The following is a 23,153-nucleotide window of genomic DNA, read 5'->3' as shown; positions in this document are numbered from 1 at the left end:
AGCGTGAGGAAGGATCATGAAAATGGCAACGAACAGCATTATTATACGTTTGGAAATTAATCATGCAGAAGCAACCTTTGGTGATGTGGCTTCTGTTATAGGCAAAGCCGGAGGGGATATCACTTCAATTGATGTGATTCGCCCGGGTCAGGAGACATCGATCCGCGATGTGACGGTGGATGTGAACGATTCGGCAGAACCATATATTGTCGAGATGCTGAAGCAGCATGCCGGAATCAAGGTCATCAATATTTCAGACCGTACCTTCCTGATGCATCTTGGTGGCAAAATATCGATCCAGCCAACCGTACCCATTAAAAATCGAGATGATTTATCTAGGGCTTACACACCGGGTGTCGCACGTGTCTGCACGGCCATCCATGAAGATCCGCTCAAAGCCTATTCGTTAACGATAAAAAGGAACACCGTTGCTGTCGTGACGGATGGTACAGCCGTGTTAGGACTGGGCGACATCGGGGCTCATGCCGCTGCTCCTGTTATGGAAGGCAAAGCGATGCTGTTCAAGCAATTGGCGGATGTGGATGCTTTCCCGATTTGCCTGGATACGAAGGATACAGAGGAGATCATCCGTACCGTGAAGGCCATGAGCCCCATATTCGGCGGAATTAATCTGGAGGACATCAGCTCTCCGCGCTGCTTTGAGATCGAGGCCAGATTAGATCAGGAGCTGGACATTCCTGTGTTTCATGACGATCAGCACGGTACGGCAATTGTGGTGATGGCCGGATTATTTAATGCTCTGAAGGTGACTGGCAAGCGAATCGATCGGATTCGTGTTGTGGTAAATGGCATAGGTGCGGCAGGGGTATCGATATGTAAAATGCTGCTTGCAGCAGGTGTAAAACGGCTGATCCCCGTGGATAAAGAAGGTGCTATCTGGTATGGAGGACGTTATGAGCATCCGATGTGGCAGTGGCTGGCCGAGCAGCCGCAGGTGGAAGCGAATCCGGGCACGCTTCAGGAGGTTATCCCGGATACGGATGTGTTCATTGGTGTCTCAAGAGGAGGGCTGCTGCACGCAGAGGACGTGAAACGTATGAATCCCGGCAGTATCGTATTTGCAATGGCCAACCCTAATCCGGAGATCGCTCCAGAAGAGGCGATCCCGCATGTTCGTGTGTTTGCTACAGGCCGGAGCGATTACCCGAACCAAATTAACAATGTACTTGTATTCCCAGGTATATTCCGAGGTGCGCTGGATTGTCGGGCCCAACGCATCAATGAACCGATGAAGCTTGCGGCGGCTCGCGCGATAGCTGCTGTTGTATCGGATAATGAGCTGAATGAGCAATATATCATTCCGAGTATATTCAATGAGCTTGTTGTGTCCAAGGTGCGACAGGCCGTGATTGAAACGGCCATTTTAACGGGAACAGCAAGACGTATCCCTCCTGATTTCAGATAATGAAAATGCAGTTAACAAGCTTAGTCACACAACCGGGAGCGGTGTTGACTAAGCTTGTTTTGAGCTATTGCAAGCATCAAATAACAAAAATCAATAAATATGTAAAGCACTATACAAAAGAAGTCGCCGTCTTATCGTAGACTGTGGTTGTATGGCTGTGATTGTTACTTAAAATCGCTTCAGAAAGGGAGTATTAGCTTGGAGCCAACTCAATTCAAGCCTGTGGATTGTCTGCATTTCATTAATGGTCAATTCGTATCTTCACTTGATGGAAAAACATTCGACAACATAAATCCATCAACAGAGCAAGTATTAGGAACTGTAGCAGAGGGTGGAGCTGCTGAGATTCATCTTGCTGTTAAGGCTGCCAAGAAAGCGCTTAAAGGACCCTGGATGAAAATGGGCGCCAATGAACGCGTCGCAATTCTACGTAAGGTTGGCGATCTGATTCTTGCCAGACAAGATCAGCTTGCAGCCTTGGAATCAATGGACACGGGCAAACCCATCTGGCTTTCAGGAAGCATAGATATTCCGCGTTCTGCGTATAATTTTCATTTTTTCTCTGATTACATCCGTACAATCACAACCGAAACAACCCAGATGGATAACATCGCGTTGAACTATGCAGTAAGAAGCCCATTAGGTGTAATCGGACTGATCAATCCATGGAATTTGCCACTGCTGCTCCTAACATGGAAGCTTGCACCTGCACTCGCTGCCGGTAATACGGTCGTGATGAAACCTGCTGAGCTTACACCGATGACAGCGACTGTGCTAGCCGAGATTTGTCGTGATGCCGGCATTCCTGACGGTGTGGTCAATCTGGTGCATGGATTTGGTCCCAACTCTGCAGGAGCTGCTTTAGTCGAGCACCCGGATGTAAACGCAATCAGCTTTACCGGCGAAACCTCGACAGGTAAAGTAATCATGGCTTCCGCCTCCAAGACGTTGAAGCGATTATCCTACGAGCTTGGCGGCAAAAACCCGAATATTATCTTTGCTGATTCCAATATGGATGAAGTGATTGAGACGACATTGAAATCCAGTTTTATTAATCAAGGCGAGGTTTGTTTGTGCGGTTCGAGAATTTATGTGGAACGGTCCGCGTATCAGGGATTTTTGGATAAGTTCGTAGCCAAGTCCAGAGAATTGGTTGTTGGAGATCCGTTCGAGCCCACTACCAAGGTTGGTGCGTTGATTAGTGAAGAGCACTATGAGCGGGTAATGGGGTACATCGAGCTGGCGGTCGAAGAAGGCGGAACGATCCTGCTTGGAGGCAAACGTCCGGAAGGGCTGGATAAGGGCTATTATTTGGAGCCTACCATTATAACCGGATTGAACCGGGACTGTCGTGTTGTTCAAGAGGAAATATTTGGCCCCGTCGTTACCGTGATTCCATTTGACTCGGAGGATGACCTTCTGGATCAAGTCAATGATACCCAATATGGACTTAGCGCTACAGTATGGACGAATGATCTACGACGTGCCCATCGCGTAGCAGGCCAGATCGAAGCGGGTATCGTGTGGGTGAACACCTGGTTTCTTCGCGATTTACGGACGCCTTTTGGAGGTGTGAAGCAAAGCGGTATCGGTCGTGAGGGCGGCTTGCACAGCTTTGAATTTTATTCCGAGTTAAAAAATATTTGTATCAAGCTCTAGATGAGAGGAGGTATAAACTGTATGACGAACAAGGCTATTACGTATGCGGCACATTTGGAGCAAGCCATTTCTCAGCGCAAAGGTGTGGAGGCACTGACTACCCTTGATCCAGACTTAACCATTGAGCAGGCTTATCAGGTGCAGCTTATTCAAATTGAGAAAAAAGTAAAAGCAGGTGCTGCCATTGTCGGTAAAAAAATAGGCTTGACCTCCTTGGCGATGCAGCAGCTGTTGAAAGTGGATCAGCCGGATTATGGGCACCTGCTGGACGATATGGTTATTGAAAATGGGGGCGTGATCTCTGCTTCACGATTGCTGCAGCCAAAGGTAGAGGCTGAAATTGCTTTTGTATTGAAGCATGATTTGGCAGGTCCAAGGGTAACAACGCTCGATGTATGGCTTGCAACTGATTATGTGCTGCCTGCGTTGGAAATTGTCGACAGCCGGATTGCGGATTGGAAGATCAAGCTGCCCGATACCGTTGCGGATAATGCATCCTCTGGATTATATGTACTCGGTGGGAAGCCTATAAGGTTAAGTAATGTGGATTTGCCTCAAATCGGAATGGTATTTGTTAAGAATGGGGAGATCGTCAACACGGGCGTAGGCGCTGCAGCTCTTGGTAATCCTGCGGTCTGTGTAGCTTGGCTTGCAAACAAATTATTCGAGTTTGGCATTTCGTTGAAGGCGGGCGAGGTGATTTTATCCGGGGCGTTGTCAGCAGCTGTAAGTGCTGAGCCTGGTGACCATTTTACTGCGCGGTTTGCGCACCTGGGTGAAGTAAGCGTAAGCTTTCAGGATTAAACAACACAGGCTAACTTAGCTCACGACGAAGGGATGATAAACAGCATGTCAAAAATCAAAGTCGCCGTGCTCGGTTCGGGAAATATTGGTACGGACCTCATGTATAAGCTGCAGCGCTCGGAATGGCTGGAAATGACGACGATGATTGGCATTGATGCGGCTTCAGAAGGTTTGGCACGAGCCAAAAGGATGGGTTATGAGACCATCGATTCCGGACTTGCAGGCTTTTTGGAGCAAGCTGGACTTGCCGATATCGTATTTGATGCCACCTCGGCGAAGTCCCATGTTCGCCATGCCAAAGCGTTAAGAAATGCCGGGAAGCTGGCACTGGACCTGACACCTGCAGCGATTGGATCGCTTGTAGTGCCTACCGTTAATTTAAAGCAGCATTTGGATAAGGATAATATCAATCTTATTACTTGTGGAGGTCAGGCGACGATCCCAATTGTACATGCAGTCAATCGGATAAGTCCGGTACACTATGCCGAGATCGTTGCCACGATTTCCAGTAAAAGTGCGGGACCTGGCACAAGAGCTAACATTGATGAATTTACGGAAACGACAGCCCGTGGCATTGAAAATATTGGGGGTGCTCAGAAAGGCAAAGCCATCATTATTTTGAATCCGGCCGATCCTGAGATTCTGATGCGCGATACGGTGTATACCTTGGTAGACCCGGAACGGATGGACGTTGAACGGATACGTCGCTCAATTGAAGAGATGGTACAAGAAATTCAAGCCTATGTACCGGGGTATCGTCTACGGACGGAGCCGATTATTGACGGGAATAAAGTTACGGTATTTGTGGAAGTGGAAGGCGCAGGAGACTACCTGCCCAAGTACGCAGGCAATCTGGATATTATGACCTCGGCAGCGGTTAAAGTGGCGGAAGAGTTTGCCCGCCATCGATTTGCCCAAACGGGCAATAAGGGGGAATAGATAAAAATGACTGTTGAGCGGGATATTTTCATTACAGAAGTGGCGCTTCGTGATGGCAGTCACGCGATTGCACATCAATATACGGTCGATCAAGTGAAAAGGGCAGCGAAGTCTCTCGGTGAGGCGAACGTGCCTTATATTGAAGTATCGCATGGCGATGGCTTGGGTGGATCCTCCCTCCAATACGGATTATCCCATACCGATGAAATGGAGCTTATTGAAGCAGCGGTGTCTGTAAGCGGCAGCTCCAAAATTGCTGTTCTGGTATTACCGGGTATTGGCACGATCAAGGAACTGAAGCATGCAGCCAGTCTGGGTGTGAAAATGGCGAGAATTGGTACTCACATCACGGAAGCCGACGTTTCCGCACAGCACCTATACCAAGCAAAGGAGCTTGGCTTGGAAACGGTAGGTTTCCTGATGATGTCCCATATGGCACCGGTGGAAACGCTGGTCGAACAAGCCAAGCTGATGGAGAGCTATGGGGCAGACACTGTATACATGTTTGATTCCGCGGGTGCCTTGCTTCCGCATCAAGTAAGGGAGCGTATTCGCGCTTTACGCCAAAGCTTGCAGGTTAACGTTGGTTTTCATGGTCACAACAATTTGTCCCTGGCTATGGCGAATACACTTGCGGCTATCGAAGAAGGGGCAACACGTATAGATGGCAGTATCCGCTGTCTGGGCGCAGGTGCAGGTAACACCCAAACCGAGGTGCTTACTGCCGTTCTTGATCAACTGGGAATCAAGACGGGAATTGATCTTTACAAGATTATGGATACTGCAGAAGAAATTATTGCACCATTATTGCAGGTACCTCAAGAAATTACCCGTGACAATTTAGTGCTTGGTTATGCAGGCGTCTATTCCAGCTTTTTATTACATGCGCAGCGCGCATCCAGGCAGTTCGGCGTTGATTCACGGGATATATTAATAGAGCTTGGTAAGCGAAGGGTCGTTGGTGGTCAAGAGGATATGATCGTCGATGTTGCCGCAGAGCTGGCTCATTTGGGAGGATGACATGGATAAAGCAACGATTCAAGAAACCGCGCGTTTTCTGATCAACGCAGAGGTCGAGAAGCAAGAGGTAACCCGTATTACGGCTAAATATCCGGATCTATCCATAGAAACCGCCTATGAAATTCAGGAGCAGCTGGTTCAGATGAAATTAGCTGAAGGTTATCGGATTGTAGGCCCCAAAATGGGACTTACAAGCCAGGCCAAAATGAAACAAATGAATGTAAGCGATCCCATCTATGGCTATATATTTGATTACATGGTTGTGAGTGGCACAGAATTCGAGTTAACGGATTGCATTCATCCGAAGGTAGAGGCGGAAATCGCCTTTGTGCTGGGCAAAGATATTGAAGGTCCTGGCATTTCTGGAGCGCAGGTGCTGGCTGCTACGGAATACGTCATTCCAGCTCTCGAAATTATTGATAGCCGTTATGAGAATTTCCAATTTACACTGCCCGATGTTATCGCGGACAATGCATCCTCCTCCAGAGTTATGTTTGGCAATTGTATTCAACGACCGGAAGCATTAGAGCTGGATTTGGTCGGTGTTACACTCAGCATTAACGGACAAATCAAGGATCTTGGCGCTGGCGCTGCAGTTGTCGGTCATCCGGCGAATTCAGTCGCGATGCTCGCTAATATGCTGGCTAAAAAAGGAGAGAAGCTGAAAGCGGGACAAACGATTCTCTCCGGGGGCATTACGGGTGCCATCATGTTGAATCAGGGCGATGTCGTCTCCGCCAGGTTTGATGGACTTGGCTGCATGGAATTTATCGTCAAATCAAACAAAAATTCAAATTAAAAAAGAGAACGATGTATCTTAAACTTACGATGAGAAAAGGTGGGAATACGATGAAAGAACCTATTTTTGATATCGCACAATTAGCTCACATTGAAATGTTTACGCCAAAACCTGAAGAAAGTCTTAAATTTTTTACGGATTATTTGGGGATGGAAGTCACTCAACGGGAAGGCCAGTCGGTTTATCTCAGAGCCTACCAGGACACGTATCATCACACACTGAAGCTAACAGAAAACAAGGAAGCCGGTCTTGGTCATGTCGCCTGGCGCACTACCAGCAAGCAAGCTCTGGATCGCAGAGTAAAAGTGTTGGAAGCAAGCGGATACGGACAACAATGGATCGAAGGCGACTTTGGCCATGGTCAAGCGTACCGTTTTTTGGACCCGGATGGCCATCAGATGGAGCTATTGTGGGATGTGGATTATTATGAAGCGCCTGCAGATATGCGTACCAAGCTGATGAATCAGCCGCAGAAGCGTCCGCTTAAGGGTGTTCCTGTTACCCGGCTTGATCATATTAACTTAATGGTGCAGGATGTGACGCCTAATCGGAAGTTCATGGAGGATAATCTCGGCTTCCGAACCAGAGAAAATATTGTGCTTAATGACGGTACCGAAGCAGGAGCGTGGACCAGTGTATCTCCACTTGTTCATGAGGTAGCCTTTATGAAAGACCAAACAGGCTCCAAGGGAAGACTTCACCACATCTGCTACTGCTTGCAAACACGTCAACACCTTATGGATGCTGCCGAAATTTTTACGGACTATGGAATCACCATTGAGGCCGGTCCAAGTAAACACGGCATCAGCCAGGCATTTTTTATGTATGTATTTGAGCCTGGTGGCAATCGTGTAGAATTATTCTCTGATGGCTATTTAATACTCGATCCGAGTCATAAAACCGTCACGTGGAGTGAGCAGGATCTGGAAAAGGGTATCATCTGGTGGGGCGGCTCACTGCCTGGTGAGTACTTCCTGTATGGGACTCCTGTAATTAAATAAGCCTAACTGCTGAACAGGAGTTTAATTACCTCGGAGCCTCATGGCTCCGGGGTTTGTTTGTCATGACGATAAATACGGCTAATGTGTTAACCACTTTACAATATTAATGATCAAATATCCGTATAATTTGAGTAAAGGTTATACTTTACGAAAACTACGAAGAAGCTTACAGTGTAAGTTTTCTGCAAAGTGCGGTGAATAAAAGCGGAGCAGCCAAATGATCCTGTAGAAGCGTCAGCGTTCGCCTTTGTTCAAGATTTTCTACCTCTAAATCCTTCATATAAACAAGAAATTGTTGAACAACAGCGATCGGAGGGATATTTGGCTGCGCAGCGATACTTATTCACTGCACTTTCAAGCAGAAGCTTACGAAGCAAGTTTTCTGCGAAAACTTTAAAGCAGAAGCTTACGAAGCAAGTTTTCTTCGAAAACTCTGAGGAGGGTCAATTAATGCTAAAAGTTGAAGATAATCAGCTCATCACCCAAACTGATCCAGGTACACCCATGGGTGAACTGTTTCGCCAATACTGGATTCCTGTAGTTAAGTCGGATGAGGTTGCGGAACCGAATGGCAAGCCTCTGAAAATAAAAATATTGGGTGAGGATTTGCTCGTATTCCGGGATACAGAAGGAAAATTGGGACTTGTTGATGAAAAGTGTCCACACCGTCGTACCTCTCTGTCACTTGGTCTTAACGCTGACTGCGGATTAACCTGCATCTACCATGGCTGGAAGTTCGATGTAGCAGGAAATTGTGTAGATTTGCCGTCAGAGCCGGCAAATAGCAATCTGAAAAAAGGGATTCATTTAAAAGCTTATTCTGTAGAAGAAAAAAATGGTATTGTCTGGGGTTACCTCGGTCCGAAGGAAAGTCAACCCCCATTACCTGAATTTTACTGGATGAATCTCCCCGAAGATCAGTTGATTGCGGAACGCGTATGGCAGGAATGCAATTACCTCCAGGTGATGGAAAATGATGTGGATTATGTGCATGCCGCCTTTTTGCATAAAGCCTTGAATGATCAAGATATAAGCAGTGAATTATTAAGCAGCGATCTTGGTATCAATCCGTCCCACCCATTGGTGAAGAATCCTCCGGTTAAACAAGCGGTTGAGAACACGAATTACGGCAAACGATGTATAGGCGTTGGTGAGGAAGATGAAGAACGTTATGCCTTTATGGAAATTCATTATATTTTCCCGTTCTATACGTTCCCTCCAAGAATGAAGGGTGAGGACGGGATGTGGCACGCATTTATTCCTCGTGATGACAACAGCACGTGGAGCTGGGATGTCCAGTTTTCCCATGATAAACCAATTGACGGTGCAGGACAAAGCCAACGAAGAGGTTTGATCGTGGATAGCGATCTGCGAAAGCTGCGTAACCTTGGGAATGACTATGAGCAAGACCGCAGCTTGATGATTGATGCCAATTATTCCGGCATTCGTGGAATTGCCAATCAGGATCATGCCGTAACAGAAACGATGGGGCCTATTGTAGACCGCTCCAGGGAACATCTGGGGACAAGTGATTTGCCGCTGATTCACATGCGTCGGATGCTGCTTGAGCAGGTTAAAGGGTTGAAGAAAAAGGAAAAAGCGCTGCATGAGATTCCTTTGAAGGATTTATTCAGCTGTGGAACGGTAGATACGAAGACGAAAACCTGGAATGAAGCGCTCCCGCTGAAAGCAGCTTTTGAGCTAACCTATGACAAGCAGGTTGAGGAGACTTGATCAATGAAAAAGAAAGCTTATGACGGCTACACTTCGTTCTCCTATTTGGAGGAGAGCATGGATTACCAGAACGTACCGTTGTCAAGCCAGGAGCCAACCAAGGCATCCTATACCTTTCATCTAAACAGCAAGGAAGAAACAAGGGTACAACGAATTTTTGACAAGCATGTTATCGTTTCAATGAGAGATCACGGGTTTATGATGCCAGCACGATTTGATGATATCGATGATTACTGCCGGAATGGTTACACAGCTTTTGCTTATGAAGGGTTAGCCAAATCCGGTCTGGATGTCGTTTTCGATAATTTTATGGACGGTATTATGAACATCACCTCGAAGATGGGGTTAAAGTGGGATGATGTGATCTACAATCTGGGTTTAAGGTATTGTGACCTTGCCCATCAGGATACGGCCATCGTAGCCAGAACCTTAACCGATATTATTAATGCCAATGAGAACGGTCAGGTAGCCGTTGTTCCATGTCTGGAAGCCGCTACTGCCCTGGAGAACGAAATTGACCGTGTTGATATTTTATACGGGCTCGGCATTCGCTGCATGGGGATAACCTATAATGAGGCGAATACGCTGGGTTCAGGATTGGCAGAGGATAAGGATGGCGGCTTAACTCAGTTCGGAAGACGGGTGGTTAAGCGTATGAATCAATTGGGTATGGCGATTGATATATCCCATTGCGGAGACGCTACCAGTCTGGATGTAATTGAAGCGAGCGATAAGCCCGTGCTCATTACGCATGCCGGAGCACGAGCTCTATGGAACACACCACGGATGAAATCGGATGAGATTCTGCTCGCTTGCAAGGCAAAGGGCGGCATCATAGGGATATTGGCTGCACCGAATACGACGCTCACCAAGGAGCATGAGGGACATTCCTTAGACTCGGTCATGGCTCATTTTGAGTATATCCGCGAGTTGGTTGGGATTAACCACATCGGATTTGGTCCTGACACGTTTTATGGTGATCATGTGGCTTTGCAGCATGCGGTGGATCAGCGTTTGACCATCGGGAAGTCGCATAGCGGAGAGACTTTTGACGAAGCGCCTTTTGTGTTGGGGGTAGAGAATCCTACCGAGGCTATGCCTAATATCGTCAAGTGGCTTGTTCAGCATGGATATAGCAGTAAGGATATCGCCAAGGCTGCGGGTGGCAATGTTATGCGGGTATTGCATGACATCTGGGTTAAATAGTGGAGCAACACTCATGAAGCTTTTTCTTAATGAAGGAGGTAATCAGATGAACCTGGAAGCATACATCCAACAGCTGCTCGGTACAGATGAGCCCTTATGTATGGAAGTCGAACCTTCTTTTATACTAGTCCTGCCTGATGAGGAGGAGCAGAGCTATGACTGAATCACATTTTACAACCCTCACAGAGTTGGGCGAAGGTTACCTTAACAAAAAGTTCTCTCCTACCGAAATCGTTCGTTCAACCCTTGCCCGTATAGAGCGGCTGCAGCCAGAGCTGAATGCATTTATTCATGTTATGTCAGAGCAGGCGTTAGAACAAGCTGAAGTACTTGAAAAGGAAATGCTTAAAGGAGAAATCCGCGGACCGCTGCATGGGGTTCCCGTAGCTGTCAAGGATATGATACAAACCAAAGGGGTTAGGACTACAGCAGGGTCCAGAGTTCTGGAGCATTGGATTCCAGACGAGGATGCCACGGTTGTCACCCGACTGAAGAAGGCTGGAGTAATCCTCGTTGGCAAAGCCAACATGCATGAATTTGCGATGGGCGCAACAAGCGAGAACCCTCATTATGGTGATGTGAGGAACCCGTGGAATCAGAGTAAAATTGCCGGAGGCTCCAGCGGTGGTTCAGCGGTGTCTGTAGCAGCGGGTATGAGCACGGCAGCACTCGGCTCGGATACGGCCGGTTCCATTCGACTGCCTTCGGCCTTGTGCGGAATTGTCGGATTTAAGCCGACTTATGGCAGTGTAAGCCGTCACGGCTCGATTCCTTTCAGTTGGTCGCTGGATCATATCGGTCCGATGGCCAGAACGGTAGAAGATGCGGCACTGGTTTGGAATTGTATAGCAGGCTTTGATTCGAAAGATCCCGCTACATCCAAGCGTAAAATACCATCCTATACAGCACCGCAGCCGGGGATGCTCAAAGGGAAAAAGATAGGCGTATGCCAGCCATATTTTTTTGAAAATGTAAATGAAGAAATCAGTCTTTTATTAAATCGGGCTCTTGAGCGTTTCCGGGAATTGGGAGCAGAGATTATCGAGATCGAGCTTCCGGGATTAGATCAAGCACAGCAGGCACTGCGTGTGATTGCGCAATCGGAGGGGAATTCTTTTCATAAGCCCATCTATAGTTTGCATCCAGAGTGGTATGGAGAAGATGTGCAATACAGGCTGCAATTCGGTCAGCAGGTGTCGGCGGAGCAATATTTGCAGGCCCAGAAGACGCGTAATGTGTTCATCCGACAAGTACTGGGGCAAATGCAGGGCATTGATGCACTTGTATCGCCAATGAATCATAATCCACCATTTGCTATAGGTTCAGTCGTACCTGCTGATGCAATTAATAATATGTTCAGACTTGCTAAGGCTCCACTTGCTAATCTGCTTGGTTTTCCAGCGGTTTCTGTTCCTTGTGGTTTTATGCAGGAAGGACTACCGGCAGGCATGCAGCTGATTGGCAAGCCGTTTGCGGACACGCAGCTGCTGCAGATCGCGCAATTGTATGAGCAGACAGAACAGTGGACGATTCGCAGCGATAAGCTGCAATCCTATGTTAAACTATCATAAAAAGGAGGTAATCCTGTGCCGATTATTCAAGTACAAATGATGCAGGGAAGAACAGAGGAAAAGGTTAAAGCACTGATCGTCAATATTACCGATACAGTTGCAGAAACGTTGGAGGTACCCAAAGAAAGAGTCAGAGTGATAGTTACCGAAGTGCCGAAGAGCCACTGGGGAATTGCAGGCGTACCACAATCGGAAGCCACTAAGAACCCGTAATCGAAGCCAAGCAAATTGTGCTCATTGTAAAAACCTACTAGACTACTTTATAATATAAGAAGCTCTTCCAAGAGGGAGGTTTCTTATGAGTGAACCATCATCAACAACGAATCCGTGGGATGCTTTCATCCAATTCGGTGAGCGTAAATTTGTTGCCAAGCATACGGTTATTTATAATCAAGGCGATATTGCCAAGGGGTTTTATTGTGTCGGGAAGGGACTCATTAAAATTAAAACCTGTACCATCCTGGGTGACGAGAAAAACATTAATTTTATCGGGCCCGGACAAATGTTCGGAGAACTCTCGCTCATCCAGGAGCCTTCTATTTCAACGGCAATTTCTGCTGAGGATTCGGTGATTTATTTTTTTACACTGCAGCGGTTCAAGGAATTACAGCAGCAATCCGATCAACCTCTTATGCTCATTTTTAGCTCCATGCTGAAGAAGATGAGTGTGATGGTCGAACAAACCTTTCATTCCACAGCCGAACAGCAAATCGCCCATGCACTGCTTCAATTGTATGAGTCGTCCGGGAGTGAGATGATCTATATCAAGCAAAAGGATTTGGCTGAGTTTTCGGGGCTTACCAGAGTCACCGTCAACAAGGTGTTGAAAGTCTGGAAGGAAAGCGGCATTATTGAAACAGAAAATAAGTTAATTCATATTAAAAATAAAGAACTATTAACCGGATTTAGCAAGCATAACACTTTATGAATCGGATAATAATTTGATCTGATAAGCCGATTAGCTCTTCTGTTCCATAGGGGGTCAATCGGCTGTTTGATTTGTTCCATGGATGTGACAGCTATCTCTTGGATGTCTTGTCACAGAGTGTTTTCAGAAGTAGACCGAAACGCTAATAAAGATACATTTCTTAAATAGAGATACCTATTTATTGTGCGGCTTTCAAAGTCGTCAACGAAAGATACTAAATATAAATCTGTATGCCTTACATGGAACGTATATTTTTTGTAAAGTTTACTTGAGTAGGATCCTTAATTGACATAATCCTGACCAATAAAATTAGAGGTGAGAATAATGGAAACCACTCAAAGAATATCCGAAATTGTTGAGCTTAAGAGAGAGCTTTTTATTGAAGTGTCCGACAAAATATGGGATTACGCAGAAACGAGATTTGAAGAGTTTAAATCGGCTGAGCTTATTTGCAGCACTTTGGAGAATGAAGGCTTCCAGGTAGAAAGAGGTGCAGCAGGAATCCAAACAGCATTTATAGGGAGCTATGGAAGTGGAAACCCGGTCGTAGCGATACTCGGTGAATTTGATGCGCTCTCAGGATTGAGTCAACAAAGAGGCAGCTCCAATGAGGAGCCTATTGTTCAAGGCGGCAATGGTCATGGCTGCGGACATAATCTGCTTGGTTCGGGCGCTTTGGCTGCAGCAGTCTCGCTGCGGTATTACATGGAGGAAAATAACATCCCGGGAACAGTTCGCTACTATGGTTGTCCAGCAGAAGAGGGCGGTTCCGGTAAAACGTTTATGGCTAGAGAAGGACTTTTTAATGATATCGATTTTGCTATATGCTGGCATCCGGATACGCATAATTTTGTTATGTCCATGAGTACTCTGGCCAACTATCAAATTTATTATAAATTCAAAGGTAAAAGCGCGCATGCAGCCGTCAGTCCTCAGCTGGGGCGAAGTGCTCTGGATGCGGTTGAACTGATGAATGTAGGTACGAACTACTTGAGAGAACACATCATTCCAGAGGCAAGAATGCACTATGCGGTATTAAATACTGGAGGATTGTCACCTAACGTCGTCCAGGCGGAAGCAGAGGTACTTTACCTGATCAGGGCGCCAAGAATCTCGCAGGTAAATGAAATATACAACAGAGTGTGTAACATCGCGCAAGGAGCGGCATTGATGACGGGAACCGAAGTGAAAATCGTTTTTGATAAAGCATGCTCCAATCTGATTTCGAACACGACGATAGAAAAGGTCATGCATAAAAATTTTACTGAGCTCGGTGTTCCCATTCATGATGAGAATGAGCTGAAGCTGGCCGAGGAAGTTCGATCGAGACTCACAGAAACGGAAAAATATAGCGACAGAAACATGCAGCCGGAGCTTAGGGATAAAGCTTTGTCGGATCGTCTGAATCCTTATATAGAATCAACTCAAATATTTGCGGGTTCAACGGATGTGGGGGATGTAAGCTGGATTGCACCTACGGCACAATGCTCGACAGCATGTTTTGTGAACGGCTCTCAGGCACACTCCTGGCAATGGGTGACGCTCGGTGGAACATCAATCGGTCACAAGGGAATGCTGCATGCCGGCAAAGTGATGGCAGCTACCGCAGCAGAGGTCATGCAAAACCCGCAATTGATCAAGGAAGCCAAAGAGGAATTGAAGAAGCGACTGGGTGAAGAAACTTATGTGAATCCGATTCCTCTGGAAGTCAGGCCATCAGCCAAAAAGTGATTTTGAACAAAAGTAATCAGTTAGCAAATCCATGAGAGAGGGGCATTAACTTATGAAACAAACACACAAGAAGCTGACGAATGCAGCTCAAAGTATAGCGGAAATGATCGAGAAAAAACGGGATCTATATATCGGGGTCAGCGACCAAATATGGGAATATGCAGAAACAAGATATGAGGAGCATCAATCGGCTGAGTTGATGGCTAAGGTACTGGAGCAGGAAGGCTTTACGGTACAACGTGCGGCGGGTGGGATTGCTACAGCTGTTGTAGGCAGCTATGGTCAAGGAAAGCCCGTTATAGCGATTCTTGGCGAATTCGATGCTTTATTTGGATTAAGTCAGAAAAAAGGGGAGTCGCTCCATGCTCCTGTTATGATAGGAGGGAATGGTCACGGCTGTGGGCATAACTTGCTTGGCAGTGGGATGCTGGCAGCGGCAGTAGCGGTCAAGGCGTATATGGAAGAGCATAAATTGCCTGGGACGATCCGCTATTATGGCTGTCCTGCAGAAGAGGGTGGCGGTGGTAAAGGTTTTATGGCAAGAAACGGGCTTTTTGATGATGTGGATGCAGCTTTTACCTGGCACCCGGAGAGTGTTAATGCAATTACGTCTAAAAGCTGTCTGGCCACTTGTCAGGTGTACTTCAAGTTCAAAGGCCGGAGCGCACACGCTGCAGTAAGTCCACATCTGGGACGCGGCGCTTTGGATGCCGTAGAGTTGATGAATGTAGGAGCCAATTATTTAAGGGAGCATTTGATTCCTGAGGCGCGATTGCATTATGCGATCACGAACAGTGGCGGTATTTCACCCAATGTGGTGCAGGCGGAGGCAGAGGTATTGTACAAGCTGCGTGTCCCGAGGTCCGAGCAGCTTGATGATATGTACCAGCGCGTTTGCAATGTGGCTCGTGGCGCTGCATTGATGACGGGGACGGAATTAGAGATTCAATTCGATTCGGGATCGTCGGAGCTGATTATGAATAGAACGCTGGAGCAGCTGATGTATGATCAGTTTGTCAAGCTTGGTGTCCCTGTATTTGATGAAATGGACAATCAATTTGCAGCTCAGATTCGTAATACCCTGACAGATGCTGAGTTGAAAAACAATTTACCCGCAGAACTGGCCAATAAAAACTTATCGGATCAACTGGAGCCTTATGATCCCGTTGGCGGAATTTTTATGGGATCGACAGATGTTGGCGATGTGAGCTGGAAAGCGCCAACGGCTCAATGCACGGTTGCCAGTGTCGCTCTGGGCACACCATTCCATACGTGGCAGGTTGTTAGTCAAGGCGCTACTTCTATTGCTCACAAGGGGATGCTGCATGCTGGCAAAGTAGTAGGCGCTACAGCCCTTGAAGTGCTGCTGCAGCCTGAGCTGCTCAAGCAGGCAAAAGCAGAGCATGCCAAGGAGCTGGATGGACGGACATATCAATGCCCAATTCCCGTGGATGTGAATCCCGGACCGGTAAAAAGGCAGAGTTAATGTATATTGCTTTACAAACCAAACGGGATTGTTTACTTATAATTAGACTATGGCTTAAAGTTTGACTAGTTAGGGGGAGGCTTTATGAATCGTTCGCTATGTGACAGAGTTTGTATCGTTGGAGTAGGTGAAACAGACTTTGTGAGAGGCACAGACAAATCGCTGGCCCAACTATTAATAGAGGCATCCGTACATGCTTGTACAGATGCTGGACTTCATCCTTCTGAAATTGACGGCATCATGTCTCCATGGAGATATAATATACGTTGTGAGGATATGGCAGCAGGTCTTGGAGTTAAAGAACTGAAATTTAGCGGGAGAAGTGAAATGGGTGGAGCCAGTGCCGTTGCTGCTATACAAGCTGCGGCGCTCGCGGTGGATCACGGCATTGCCGAATATGTTGTTGTTGCTACAGGTCAAAGGGGATATTCCGGACCGCGTCTCGGAGGGATGGACCCCAGAATACTGGATTTTAACAACACGATTATGCCTAACCCTGAGTATCGCGATAATATGGAATACCCTTATGGCCTAATGGTGCCGATGCAATATTTCTCCTTGCATGCGAACCGATGGTTTTATGAATATAATCCCGATCCTATCGGCATGCAAATCGTAGCCATGACCAGTCGTGAGCATGCGCATAATAACTCAAGAGCCTATATGAAAGGCAGGGTTATGACTGCGGAAGATTATCAGAAGTCCCCGATGCTGGTATCGCCATTTCGTCTGTTGGACTGTTCACTTGAGGTTGATGGAGCGGGGGCGGTTATCGTAACCTCCAAGAAAAATGCCCATCGCTTTAAGAAGCCTGTTTATATTGCCGGCATCGCTGAAGGACATGCCCATGTTCCGGATGACTTGCCGACACGGCCGGACATTCTAGATATGGGGATTACCTACGCAGCACCAAGGGCATTGGCAATGGCGGGTATCTCCCTTGACGAGGTGGATTTCGCTGAAATTTATGATTGCTTTACGTTCATCGTATTACGTCAATTAGAGGAAATCGGCTTTTGTCAAAGAGGTGAGGCTTCCGAGTTTGTCAAAAACGGAAGAATTACTTATGGAGGGCAGCTGCCTATGAATACACATGGCGGATTACTCTCGCAAGCTCATATTGTGGGCATCAATCATGTTGTGGAGGCAGTGAAACAGCTCCGCGGAGAATCGGGTGCGGCACAGGTTGCCGATGCGAGGATTGGATTGGTTACAGGATATGGGGATATGGGGGATGGATCGATTGCTATCCTTCATAATTAAATTGACGAGTGGAGGTTTTCATAGATGAATAATGAGATCGAAGCTTTAAAACCATTACCCAATCGTGACTCGGATTGGTCTCGTGATTCGAATCTATACAAGACCTTTTGGGAAGCGACCAGACAAGGGAGGTTGATGGTTCAGGAGTGTCAGGTAACCGGTAAAAAGGTTTGGCCACCCCGGTTTTTATCACCATTCGCCCCTGGAACGGAGCTGAAGTGGGTCTCGGTTCCAACAAGCGGTGTCGTATATACCTTTAATGTCGTCTATCGATCCTTTTATCCTTATTTCAATGATAAGGTTCCTTATGCTTTGGTCGTGGTTGACCTTGGGGATGGTGTCAGGTTGCTTGGAAACACAGTAGGTATGGACCCGACACAAATTCAAATAGGAATGAGGATGGAAGCAGTATTTGAAAAGGTTGACGAGCAGGTCACCCTGGTTCAGTGGAAACCTGAAGATAGGGGGGGACAGGATGGAGCTTAAGCCAGGAATTTTACAAGGAATTCGTGTTCTTGATTTTACATGGAGCGTCTCCGGATCGACAACTACCCGGATTCTTGCATCGCTTGGTGCAGAGGTCATTAAGGTGGAGTGGCCCAAGTCCCCGGATGCGATGCGTTTCTCCATGTATGCGAAGGATGATGAGCCTGGGCTAGACAATGGAGCTTTTTTTAATAGTCTGAATGCAGGCAAAAAAGGAATAACAATCAACATGAAATCGGACAAGGGTATGGAAATAATTAAGGATCTTCTCCGTCAATCCGATGTCGTAACCGAAAATTTCAGTGCCGGAGTTTTTGAAAAATGGGGATTTTCTTATGAAAATCTATCCAGTCTTTCTCCTGGTATTATCTACATGAGTATTTCCGGACTTGGTCATTCCGGGCGTCGGATGATGTACGGTACTTGGGGGCCAACGGCTGCTGCGCTATCCGGTATGACCTTTATCTCAGGATTACCGGGTCAGCATCCATGTGGATGGGGCTATTCGTATTTGGATATCATCGCTGGTTATACAGGCGCTTATTCTATTTTAACAGCACTGTTTCATAAAAAACGTACAGGCAAAGGCCAATATATTGATATTTCGCAAGTTGAAACCGCCATGCAACTGGCTGGCGCCAATCTGTTGGATTTCACAGTTAATGGTCGTTCATCACGGCGTGAAAGCTTTCCTACAGGTAATCGCTCCGTGCTTTCGACTGACAAGTATGCCGGTGATTATAGAGGGGCGACTGCTTGTCCGCATAACGTTTATCGTTGTGCCGGAGACGGGAATAGCGATTGGTGTGCGATTGCTATTCATTCAGACCAAGAGTGGACTCGCTTTAAAGAAGCTTTAGGCCAGCCGGAGTGGGCACAGTCGGAGCGATTCGATTCGATGTCTGGACGCATTCAATTTCAGGATGAGCTGGATGATGCTATCCAAAGCTATACGAAACGAACCCATAAATACGAATTGATGTCACACCTACAACGCTACGGTATCGCTTGCGGTGCTGTTCAGGAAAACGAAGATATTGTGGAAAAAGATCCGCAGCTCGCATACAGAGGGCTGTTTGAGTCTATCGAGCATCCATTGCTTGGGTTGAGGAAAACAGAAGGCATCCCTATTAAAATGTCCACAACATCACCTCAGATCAGTAAAGCGGCCCCACTAATGGGGGAGGATAATGAATATGTTTATGGAAGTATCCTTGGTTATTCGTTAGAGGAAATCAATAACATGGTTGAGGATGGAACACTTTGGCCCTTGGATATGCCCAAAGAAGCCTTTAAAGCAGTACGACCTTTATGGTGACAAGGAGGGAGTGAGACCTATGATGACCAAAGCTTTGGAAGGAATCAAAATACTTGAAATCGGGGACCAGTTAACACAATATGCAGGAAAGCTATTGGCGGATATGGGGGCAGAAGTGATCAAGGTTGAGCCTCCAGAGGGGGTTAACTCCAGACGAATCGGCCCATTCTATCGCGATCAGCCCAATGAAAACCAAAGCCTGTATTTTTGGCATTATAATACTTCCAAAAAATCGATTACTTTAGATCTTAACACCGATGACGGCAAACAAAGCTTGTTTCGTATACTGCCTAACGTAGATGTCATTCTTGAAGATTATCGTCCTGGTCAAATGAAGGAATGGGGCTTGGATTATGCAGCTCTTGCAGCCCGGTTTCCTAAGCTCATTTACTGCTCTATCACTCCGTTCGGTCAAAATGGACCCTGGAAGGATTATCAATCGAGCGATTTAATCCAATTGGCATTAGGCGGCATCATGGCTGTTACCGGATATGATGATATTCCTGATGCGCCACCTGTTGCGCCAACGGGGGGACAATCTGCTCATTTGGCAGGCTACTTCGCTGCGATGGGCGTTGTCAGCGCACTATTAAACAGGGAACTGTCAGAAGAGGAAGGGCAATACTTGGATATTGCAGTTCATGACTGTGTGACCGTCTCTACGGAAATGTCGATCCCTTATTGGGTATATCAACAAACCCATGTTATTCGCCAAACTGGGCGGCATGCGCTGCCTAACCGATCGGTACGCTGGAACTTAAAGTGTAAAGATGGGAAATACATGCTTTGTCTAAATACCTATATAACGGAAAAGAGATGGAGAGCTCTCGTAGAATGGCTATTGTCTCACGGCATGGAAGAGGACCTGGGAGATGAAAGGTTCATTGAAGATAGCTATCGCGCACCAAGAATGAGTCATGTTTGTGATGTACTGACACGGTTCTGTCTACAGCATGATTCGGAGTATATATTTCACAAAGCGCAAAGCATCGGTCTGCCTTGGGCTCCAGTCCGTGCTCCTGAAGAAATGCTGGAGGACGAACATTTGAGAGAAGACAGACAGGTTTTTGTCTCTGTGGAGCACCCGGAATTAAATGAAACCTTTATTTACCCTGGGGCGCCTTATATCTTTCATGAAACCCCTTGGGAGATTCAGGGCCGTCCTCCACTGTTAGGTGAACACAATAAAGAGCTGTGAATGGGAATAATCGGGCTGCAAATAGTTCGTAGGAAGTGAGGCTTTTCATGAATACCTTTGTAGATTTACTGATTAATCACCGCTCTGTCCGCAAGTATAAAGACGTGGAGCTAACACAGGAGCAAACGGATAGTATCATCTCCTCGGCTCAGGCGGCTTCGACCTCCAGCAATGTACAAGCATATAGCATTATCATCGTAACTGATCCCGAAATCAAGAAGGAGCTAGCGAGGCTTTCAGGCAATCAGCCTCAGGTGGAGCATTCCGGCTTATTTCTTGTGTTTTGTGGCGATTTGAATCGTCTCAAGGAAGCGACAGAACTACATGGGGAAATGTTTCATCACAATACAGGAAACTTTATTGTTGCTACCATCGATGCTTCACTAGCTGCACAAAACGCGGCCGTTGCCGCAGAGGCGATGGGCCTGGGCATCTGCTATATAGGTGGCATCCGTAATAACATTCAGGAGGTTAGCGAGCTGCTTCATTTGCCAAGCCTCGTGTATCCGGTATTTGGCATGGCAATCGGAGTGCCCGATGAGGTGAACCAACTACGTCCTCGATTGCCTGTAAAGGCAGTGGTGCATCTAAACGCATACGATACAGATCAAGCAAGCAAAGGTATTCAAGAATACGATGAGATTATGCACGAGTATTACAAAGAGCGAACGCAAGGAAAGCTGCTTACAGACTGGAGCAAAGGCATCGCGGAGAAGTACAGTCAGCCTCAACGGGCACATATCCTCCCTTTTCTGGAGGCACAGGGCTTCAGGTTAAAATAAAGCAAGGTCGTTTCTGTATTGTAGATGGAATGAATGGTAATCCCGCTGGAGAGCAGTCGATGGACCGGCTTCTCCGGGATTGCCTGACTGACCGAAATGACTAATATTAGGGGTATGGAGTGAAATTGAACGATGGACGAGCCTGTCAAAAGAGGCCAGACATATCTTTTATTAGTTATCTTCACCATCATTTTCGGATTGAATCTTATAGCAGTCAAATTAATGAATGCACATAGCCAACCCATTACCATTACAGGCTGCAGATTGGTAGTAGCTGGTATCATGATTTTTGTCTATGTCATTTGGAAAAGGCAATTCCAGACAATAAGTCTACGTCACGGTATGTACTTATTATGGATTTGTCTGACAGGAATGGTATTACATCATAGTTTATTGTCGATAGGGCTTACGCTTACGAGCGCTGTGCATGCTGCACTAATTATGGCTTTAACTCCATTGACTACCTCTGTTATGGCTTATTTTATTCTTAATGAACGTTTGACATCAATGAAAATTATAGGGATTGTCCTTGGTATCGCAGGAATCTCCCTTATTATATGGAACGATATGGCCGTACTTTCAATTAACGCTGGGGACTTGCTTGTTTGTGCTGCGATGTTTTGTCAATCTTTAAGCTTTATTCTTATTAAAAAGCTTCAGGGCTCATTATCAGATGCCTATATGACCAGTCTGCTGCTCTCCGCCGGTGGCATATTGCTGCTGCTGCTGGGGTGGTTTGTGGAAAAGACTCCTATTACTGAAGTGTTTCTGGGGATGGATACGAAGATCATTGCCGTTTTTTTATTTTCCTCGTTTTTGGCGACAGCATTGGGAAGCGTTGTTTGGAATCAAAGTGTAAGGAAATTAGGCCCGGGAAAAGCCTCAATCTTTTTAAATACGGTCCCGTTTTATGGTATCTTTGCCGCTGCTTTAATTTTACAAGAAAAGGTCTACCCCTATCATGTTCTTGGGTTATTAGTGGTGATTACCGGCGTGTATCTCGGAACGGTTGCAAGTAGGAAACAATCCATAAATGCGGGATAAAGGTTAAATGCTTAACCATACATGGGAGCTGCTCCCGATATAATAGGAAGTACATTAGCCATTATATGATATAAAAGGAGAGCAAACGATGAAGCTGCTAGGGATATCAGGGACGATTACAGGCTCCAAGACATTGGTAGTGGTCAAAAAGGTGTTAGAAAGAATACAAGTCGATGATCCGGAAATTGAGGTAGAGCTGCTGGATCTTAAAAAATTCGATGTGCAGTTCTGTGATGGACGGGATCCGTCTACCTATACGGGCGATACCAAAAAGGTGATTGATATCGTTTCTTCAGCTGACTTTTATATTATTGGAACGCCTGTGTTTCAGGGGTCGATTACCGGAGCGCTCAAAAACTTGTTTGACCTCGTTCATCCGCAAGCGTTGCGTAATAAGGTGATGGGCTTTGTCGCGACCGGTGGAACCTATCAGCATTATCTTGTTGTCGAAAATCAATTAAAACCAATCGCAGGCTATTTTAGAGCTTTTGTCGCGCCAAGTTATGTGTATGCTCAGAATGATCATTTTAATATGGAAAATGATATCTTTGATGCTGAAGTGTTAGAAAGAATTAACATTCTGGCAGCAGAAGTGGTTATGATGCAAAAAGCTTTAAAAGGAAACACACCTACATTCACATGAGCTTGTTGAATAACATCGACTAACTCTCTTTGAAGTCATCGATCAGCCTTCCATTTATGGAGGGCTATTTTGCATTCTTTTTTGTTCCACATACCATGTTATATTTACTTTCATA

21 protein-coding genes are annotated in these 23,153 nt (G+C 46.3%); all 21 read left to right on the top strand.

Features of this window, described 5'->3' with window-relative positions:
• Nucleotides 1-22 precede the first annotated feature (22 nt).
• The 21 genes from LRL21_RS18325 to LRL21_RS18225 all read left to right on the top strand — a co-directional run bounded on the left by LRL21_RS18325 (nt 23) and on the right by LRL21_RS18225 (nt 23,038).
• A complete protein-coding gene (locus LRL21_RS18325; protein ID WP_240417354.1) occupies nt 23-1,426 on the top strand; it encodes an NAD-dependent malic enzyme in 1,404 nt (467 codons plus the stop codon).
• A gap of 198 nt (nt 1,427-1,624) precedes the next feature.
• Nucleotides 1,625-3,085 (top strand): aldehyde dehydrogenase, encoded by a 1,461-nt coding sequence (locus LRL21_RS18320; RefSeq protein ID WP_275900786.1) that lies wholly within the window; start codon nt 1,625-1,627, stop codon nt 3,083-3,085.
• A gap of 21 nt (nt 3,086-3,106) precedes the next feature.
• The gene (locus LRL21_RS18315) at nt 3,107-3,889 is read left to right on the top strand and encodes a 2-keto-4-pentenoate hydratase (protein WP_240417243.1); all 783 of its coding nucleotides are present in this window, start codon (nt 3,107-3,109) and stop codon (nt 3,887-3,889) included.
• Between the two features lie 45 nt (nt 3,890-3,934).
• Complete coding sequence (locus tag LRL21_RS18310; RefSeq protein ID WP_240417242.1) at nt 3,935-4,828, top strand: acetaldehyde dehydrogenase (acetylating); 894 nt, start codon at nt 3,935-3,937, stop codon at nt 4,826-4,828.
• 6 nt (nt 4,829-4,834) lie between these two features.
• Complete coding sequence (dmpG, locus tag LRL21_RS18305) at nt 4,835-5,848, top strand: 4-hydroxy-2-oxovalerate aldolase (RefSeq protein ID WP_240417241.1); 1,014 nt, start codon at nt 4,835-4,837, stop codon at nt 5,846-5,848.
• 1 nt (nt 5,849) lies between these two features.
• The gene (locus tag LRL21_RS18300; RefSeq protein WP_240417240.1) at nt 5,850-6,647 is read left to right on the top strand and encodes a 2-keto-4-pentenoate hydratase; all 798 of its coding nucleotides are present in this window, start codon (nt 5,850-5,852) and stop codon (nt 6,645-6,647) included.
• A 50-nt stretch (nt 6,648-6,697) separates the two neighbouring features.
• Nucleotides 6,698-7,648 (top strand): catechol 2,3-dioxygenase, encoded by a 951-nt coding sequence (locus tag LRL21_RS18295; RefSeq protein ID WP_240417239.1) that lies wholly within the window; start codon nt 6,698-6,700, stop codon nt 7,646-7,648.
• A 450-nt stretch (nt 7,649-8,098) separates the two neighbouring features.
• Nucleotides 8,099-9,382 carry a Rieske 2Fe-2S domain-containing protein gene (locus LRL21_RS18290; protein WP_240417238.1) on the top strand — a complete coding sequence of 428 codons (1,284 nt, stop codon included), beginning with the start codon at nt 8,099-8,101 and terminating at the stop codon, nt 9,380-9,382.
• A gap of 3 nt (nt 9,383-9,385) precedes the next feature.
• Nucleotides 9,386-10,588 (top strand): dipeptidase, encoded by a 1,203-nt coding sequence (locus LRL21_RS18285; RefSeq protein ID WP_240417237.1) that lies wholly within the window; start codon nt 9,386-9,388, stop codon nt 10,586-10,588.
• A 155-nt stretch (nt 10,589-10,743) separates the two neighbouring features.
• Entirely contained in the window at nt 10,744-12,159 is a 1,416-nt protein-coding gene (locus LRL21_RS18280; RefSeq protein WP_240417236.1) for an amidase, read from the top strand.
• A 15-nt stretch (nt 12,160-12,174) separates the two neighbouring features.
• Nucleotides 12,175-12,372: a 4-oxalocrotonate tautomerase gene (locus LRL21_RS18275; RefSeq protein WP_240417235.1), complete on the top strand. Its 198-nt coding sequence runs from the start codon at nt 12,175-12,177 to the stop codon at nt 12,370-12,372.
• An 85-nt stretch (nt 12,373-12,457) separates the two neighbouring features.
• Complete coding sequence (locus LRL21_RS18270) at nt 12,458-13,087, top strand: Crp/Fnr family transcriptional regulator (RefSeq protein ID WP_240417234.1); 630 nt, start codon at nt 12,458-12,460, stop codon at nt 13,085-13,087.
• A gap of 324 nt (nt 13,088-13,411) precedes the next feature.
• Nucleotides 13,412-14,818 (top strand): M20 family metallopeptidase, encoded by a 1,407-nt coding sequence (locus LRL21_RS18265; protein WP_240417233.1) that lies wholly within the window; start codon nt 13,412-13,414, stop codon nt 14,816-14,818.
• Nucleotides 14,819-14,870: 52 nt separating this feature from the next.
• The gene (locus tag LRL21_RS18260; protein WP_240417232.1) at nt 14,871-16,304 is read left to right on the top strand and encodes a M20 family metallopeptidase; all 1,434 of its coding nucleotides are present in this window, start codon (nt 14,871-14,873) and stop codon (nt 16,302-16,304) included.
• An 84-nt stretch (nt 16,305-16,388) separates the two neighbouring features.
• Nucleotides 16,389-17,567: a thiolase family protein gene (locus tag LRL21_RS18255; RefSeq protein WP_240417231.1), complete on the top strand. Its 1,179-nt coding sequence runs from the start codon at nt 16,389-16,391 to the stop codon at nt 17,565-17,567.
• Nucleotides 17,568-17,591: 24 nt separating this feature from the next.
• Nucleotides 17,592-18,053, top strand: a complete 462-nt coding sequence (locus LRL21_RS18250; protein ID WP_240417230.1) for a Zn-ribbon domain-containing OB-fold protein — start codon at nt 17,592-17,594, stop codon at nt 18,051-18,053.
• Entirely contained in the window at nt 18,043-19,371 is a 1,329-nt protein-coding gene (locus LRL21_RS18245; RefSeq protein ID WP_240417229.1) for a CaiB/BaiF CoA transferase family protein, read from the top strand. The genes LRL21_RS18250 and LRL21_RS18245 overlap by 11 nt, the downstream gene beginning before the upstream one ends.
• A 19-nt stretch (nt 19,372-19,390) precedes the next feature.
• Nucleotides 19,391-20,569, top strand: coding sequence for a CaiB/BaiF CoA transferase family protein (locus LRL21_RS18240; protein WP_240417228.1), 1,179 nt, complete (start codon nt 19,391-19,393; stop codon nt 20,567-20,569).
• A gap of 47 nt (nt 20,570-20,616) precedes the next feature.
• On the top strand, nt 20,617-21,351 hold the full coding sequence (gene nfsA / locus LRL21_RS18235) for an oxygen-insensitive NADPH nitroreductase (protein ID WP_240417227.1): 735 nt from the start codon (nt 20,617-20,619) through the stop codon (nt 21,349-21,351).
• A 132-nt stretch (nt 21,352-21,483) separates the two neighbouring features.
• Nucleotides 21,484-22,395: a DMT family transporter gene (locus LRL21_RS18230; protein WP_240417226.1), complete on the top strand. Its 912-nt coding sequence runs from the start codon at nt 21,484-21,486 to the stop codon at nt 22,393-22,395.
• 88 nt (nt 22,396-22,483) lie between these two features.
• Nucleotides 22,484-23,038 (top strand): NADPH-dependent FMN reductase, encoded by a 555-nt coding sequence (locus LRL21_RS18225; protein ID WP_240417225.1) that lies wholly within the window; start codon nt 22,484-22,486, stop codon nt 23,036-23,038.
• Nucleotides 23,039-23,153 lie beyond the last annotated feature (115 nt).

Source organism: Paenibacillus periandrae (assembly GCF_022458865.1).
In the GTDB taxonomy this organism is placed as follows: domain Bacteria; phylum Bacillota; class Bacilli; order Paenibacillales; family NBRC-103111; genus Paenibacillus_S; species Paenibacillus_S periandrae.
This window is presented reverse-complemented; position numbering and strand designations above follow the sequence as displayed.

What these genes read in the sequence shown, in the direction of transcription:
- LRL21_RS18325 (WP_240417354.1), top strand. Translation starts at nt 23, where the DNA reads ATGGCAACGAACAGCATTATTATACGTTTGGAAATTAATCATGCAGAA.
- LRL21_RS18315 (WP_240417243.1), top strand. Translation starts at nt 3,107, where the DNA reads ATGACGAACAAGGCTATTACGTATGCGGCACATTTGGAGCAAGCCATT.
- LRL21_RS18310 (WP_240417242.1), top strand. Translation starts at nt 3,935, where the DNA reads ATGTCAAAAATCAAAGTCGCCGTGCTCGGTTCGGGAAATATTGGTACG.
- dmpG (WP_240417241.1), top strand. Translation starts at nt 4,835, where the DNA reads ATGACTGTTGAGCGGGATATTTTCATTACAGAAGTGGCGCTTCGTGAT.
- LRL21_RS18300 (WP_240417240.1), top strand. Translation starts at nt 5,850, where the DNA reads ATGGATAAAGCAACGATTCAAGAAACCGCGCGTTTTCTGATCAACGCA.
- LRL21_RS18295 (WP_240417239.1), top strand. Translation starts at nt 6,698, where the DNA reads ATGAAAGAACCTATTTTTGATATCGCACAATTAGCTCACATTGAAATG.
- LRL21_RS18290 (WP_240417238.1), top strand. Translation starts at nt 8,099, where the DNA reads ATGCTAAAAGTTGAAGATAATCAGCTCATCACCCAAACTGATCCAGGT.
- LRL21_RS18285 (WP_240417237.1), top strand. Translation starts at nt 9,386, where the DNA reads ATGAAAAAGAAAGCTTATGACGGCTACACTTCGTTCTCCTATTTGGAG.
- LRL21_RS18280 (WP_240417236.1), top strand. Translation starts at nt 10,744, where the DNA reads ATGACTGAATCACATTTTACAACCCTCACAGAGTTGGGCGAAGGTTAC.
- LRL21_RS18270 (WP_240417234.1), top strand. Translation starts at nt 12,458, where the DNA reads ATGAGTGAACCATCATCAACAACGAATCCGTGGGATGCTTTCATCCAA.
- LRL21_RS18265 (WP_240417233.1), top strand. Translation starts at nt 13,412, where the DNA reads ATGGAAACCACTCAAAGAATATCCGAAATTGTTGAGCTTAAGAGAGAG.
- LRL21_RS18260 (WP_240417232.1), top strand. Translation starts at nt 14,871, where the DNA reads ATGAAACAAACACACAAGAAGCTGACGAATGCAGCTCAAAGTATAGCG.
- LRL21_RS18255 (WP_240417231.1), top strand. Translation starts at nt 16,389, where the DNA reads ATGAATCGTTCGCTATGTGACAGAGTTTGTATCGTTGGAGTAGGTGAA.
- LRL21_RS18250 (WP_240417230.1), top strand. Translation starts at nt 17,592, where the DNA reads ATGAATAATGAGATCGAAGCTTTAAAACCATTACCCAATCGTGACTCG.
- LRL21_RS18245 (WP_240417229.1), top strand. Translation starts at nt 18,043, where the DNA reads ATGGAGCTTAAGCCAGGAATTTTACAAGGAATTCGTGTTCTTGATTTT.
- LRL21_RS18240 (WP_240417228.1), top strand. Translation starts at nt 19,391, where the DNA reads ATGATGACCAAAGCTTTGGAAGGAATCAAAATACTTGAAATCGGGGAC.
- nfsA (WP_240417227.1), top strand. Translation starts at nt 20,617, where the DNA reads ATGAATACCTTTGTAGATTTACTGATTAATCACCGCTCTGTCCGCAAG.
- LRL21_RS18230 (WP_240417226.1), top strand. Translation starts at nt 21,484, where the DNA reads ATGGACGAGCCTGTCAAAAGAGGCCAGACATATCTTTTATTAGTTATC.
- LRL21_RS18225 (WP_240417225.1), top strand. Translation starts at nt 22,484, where the DNA reads ATGAAGCTGCTAGGGATATCAGGGACGATTACAGGCTCCAAGACATTG.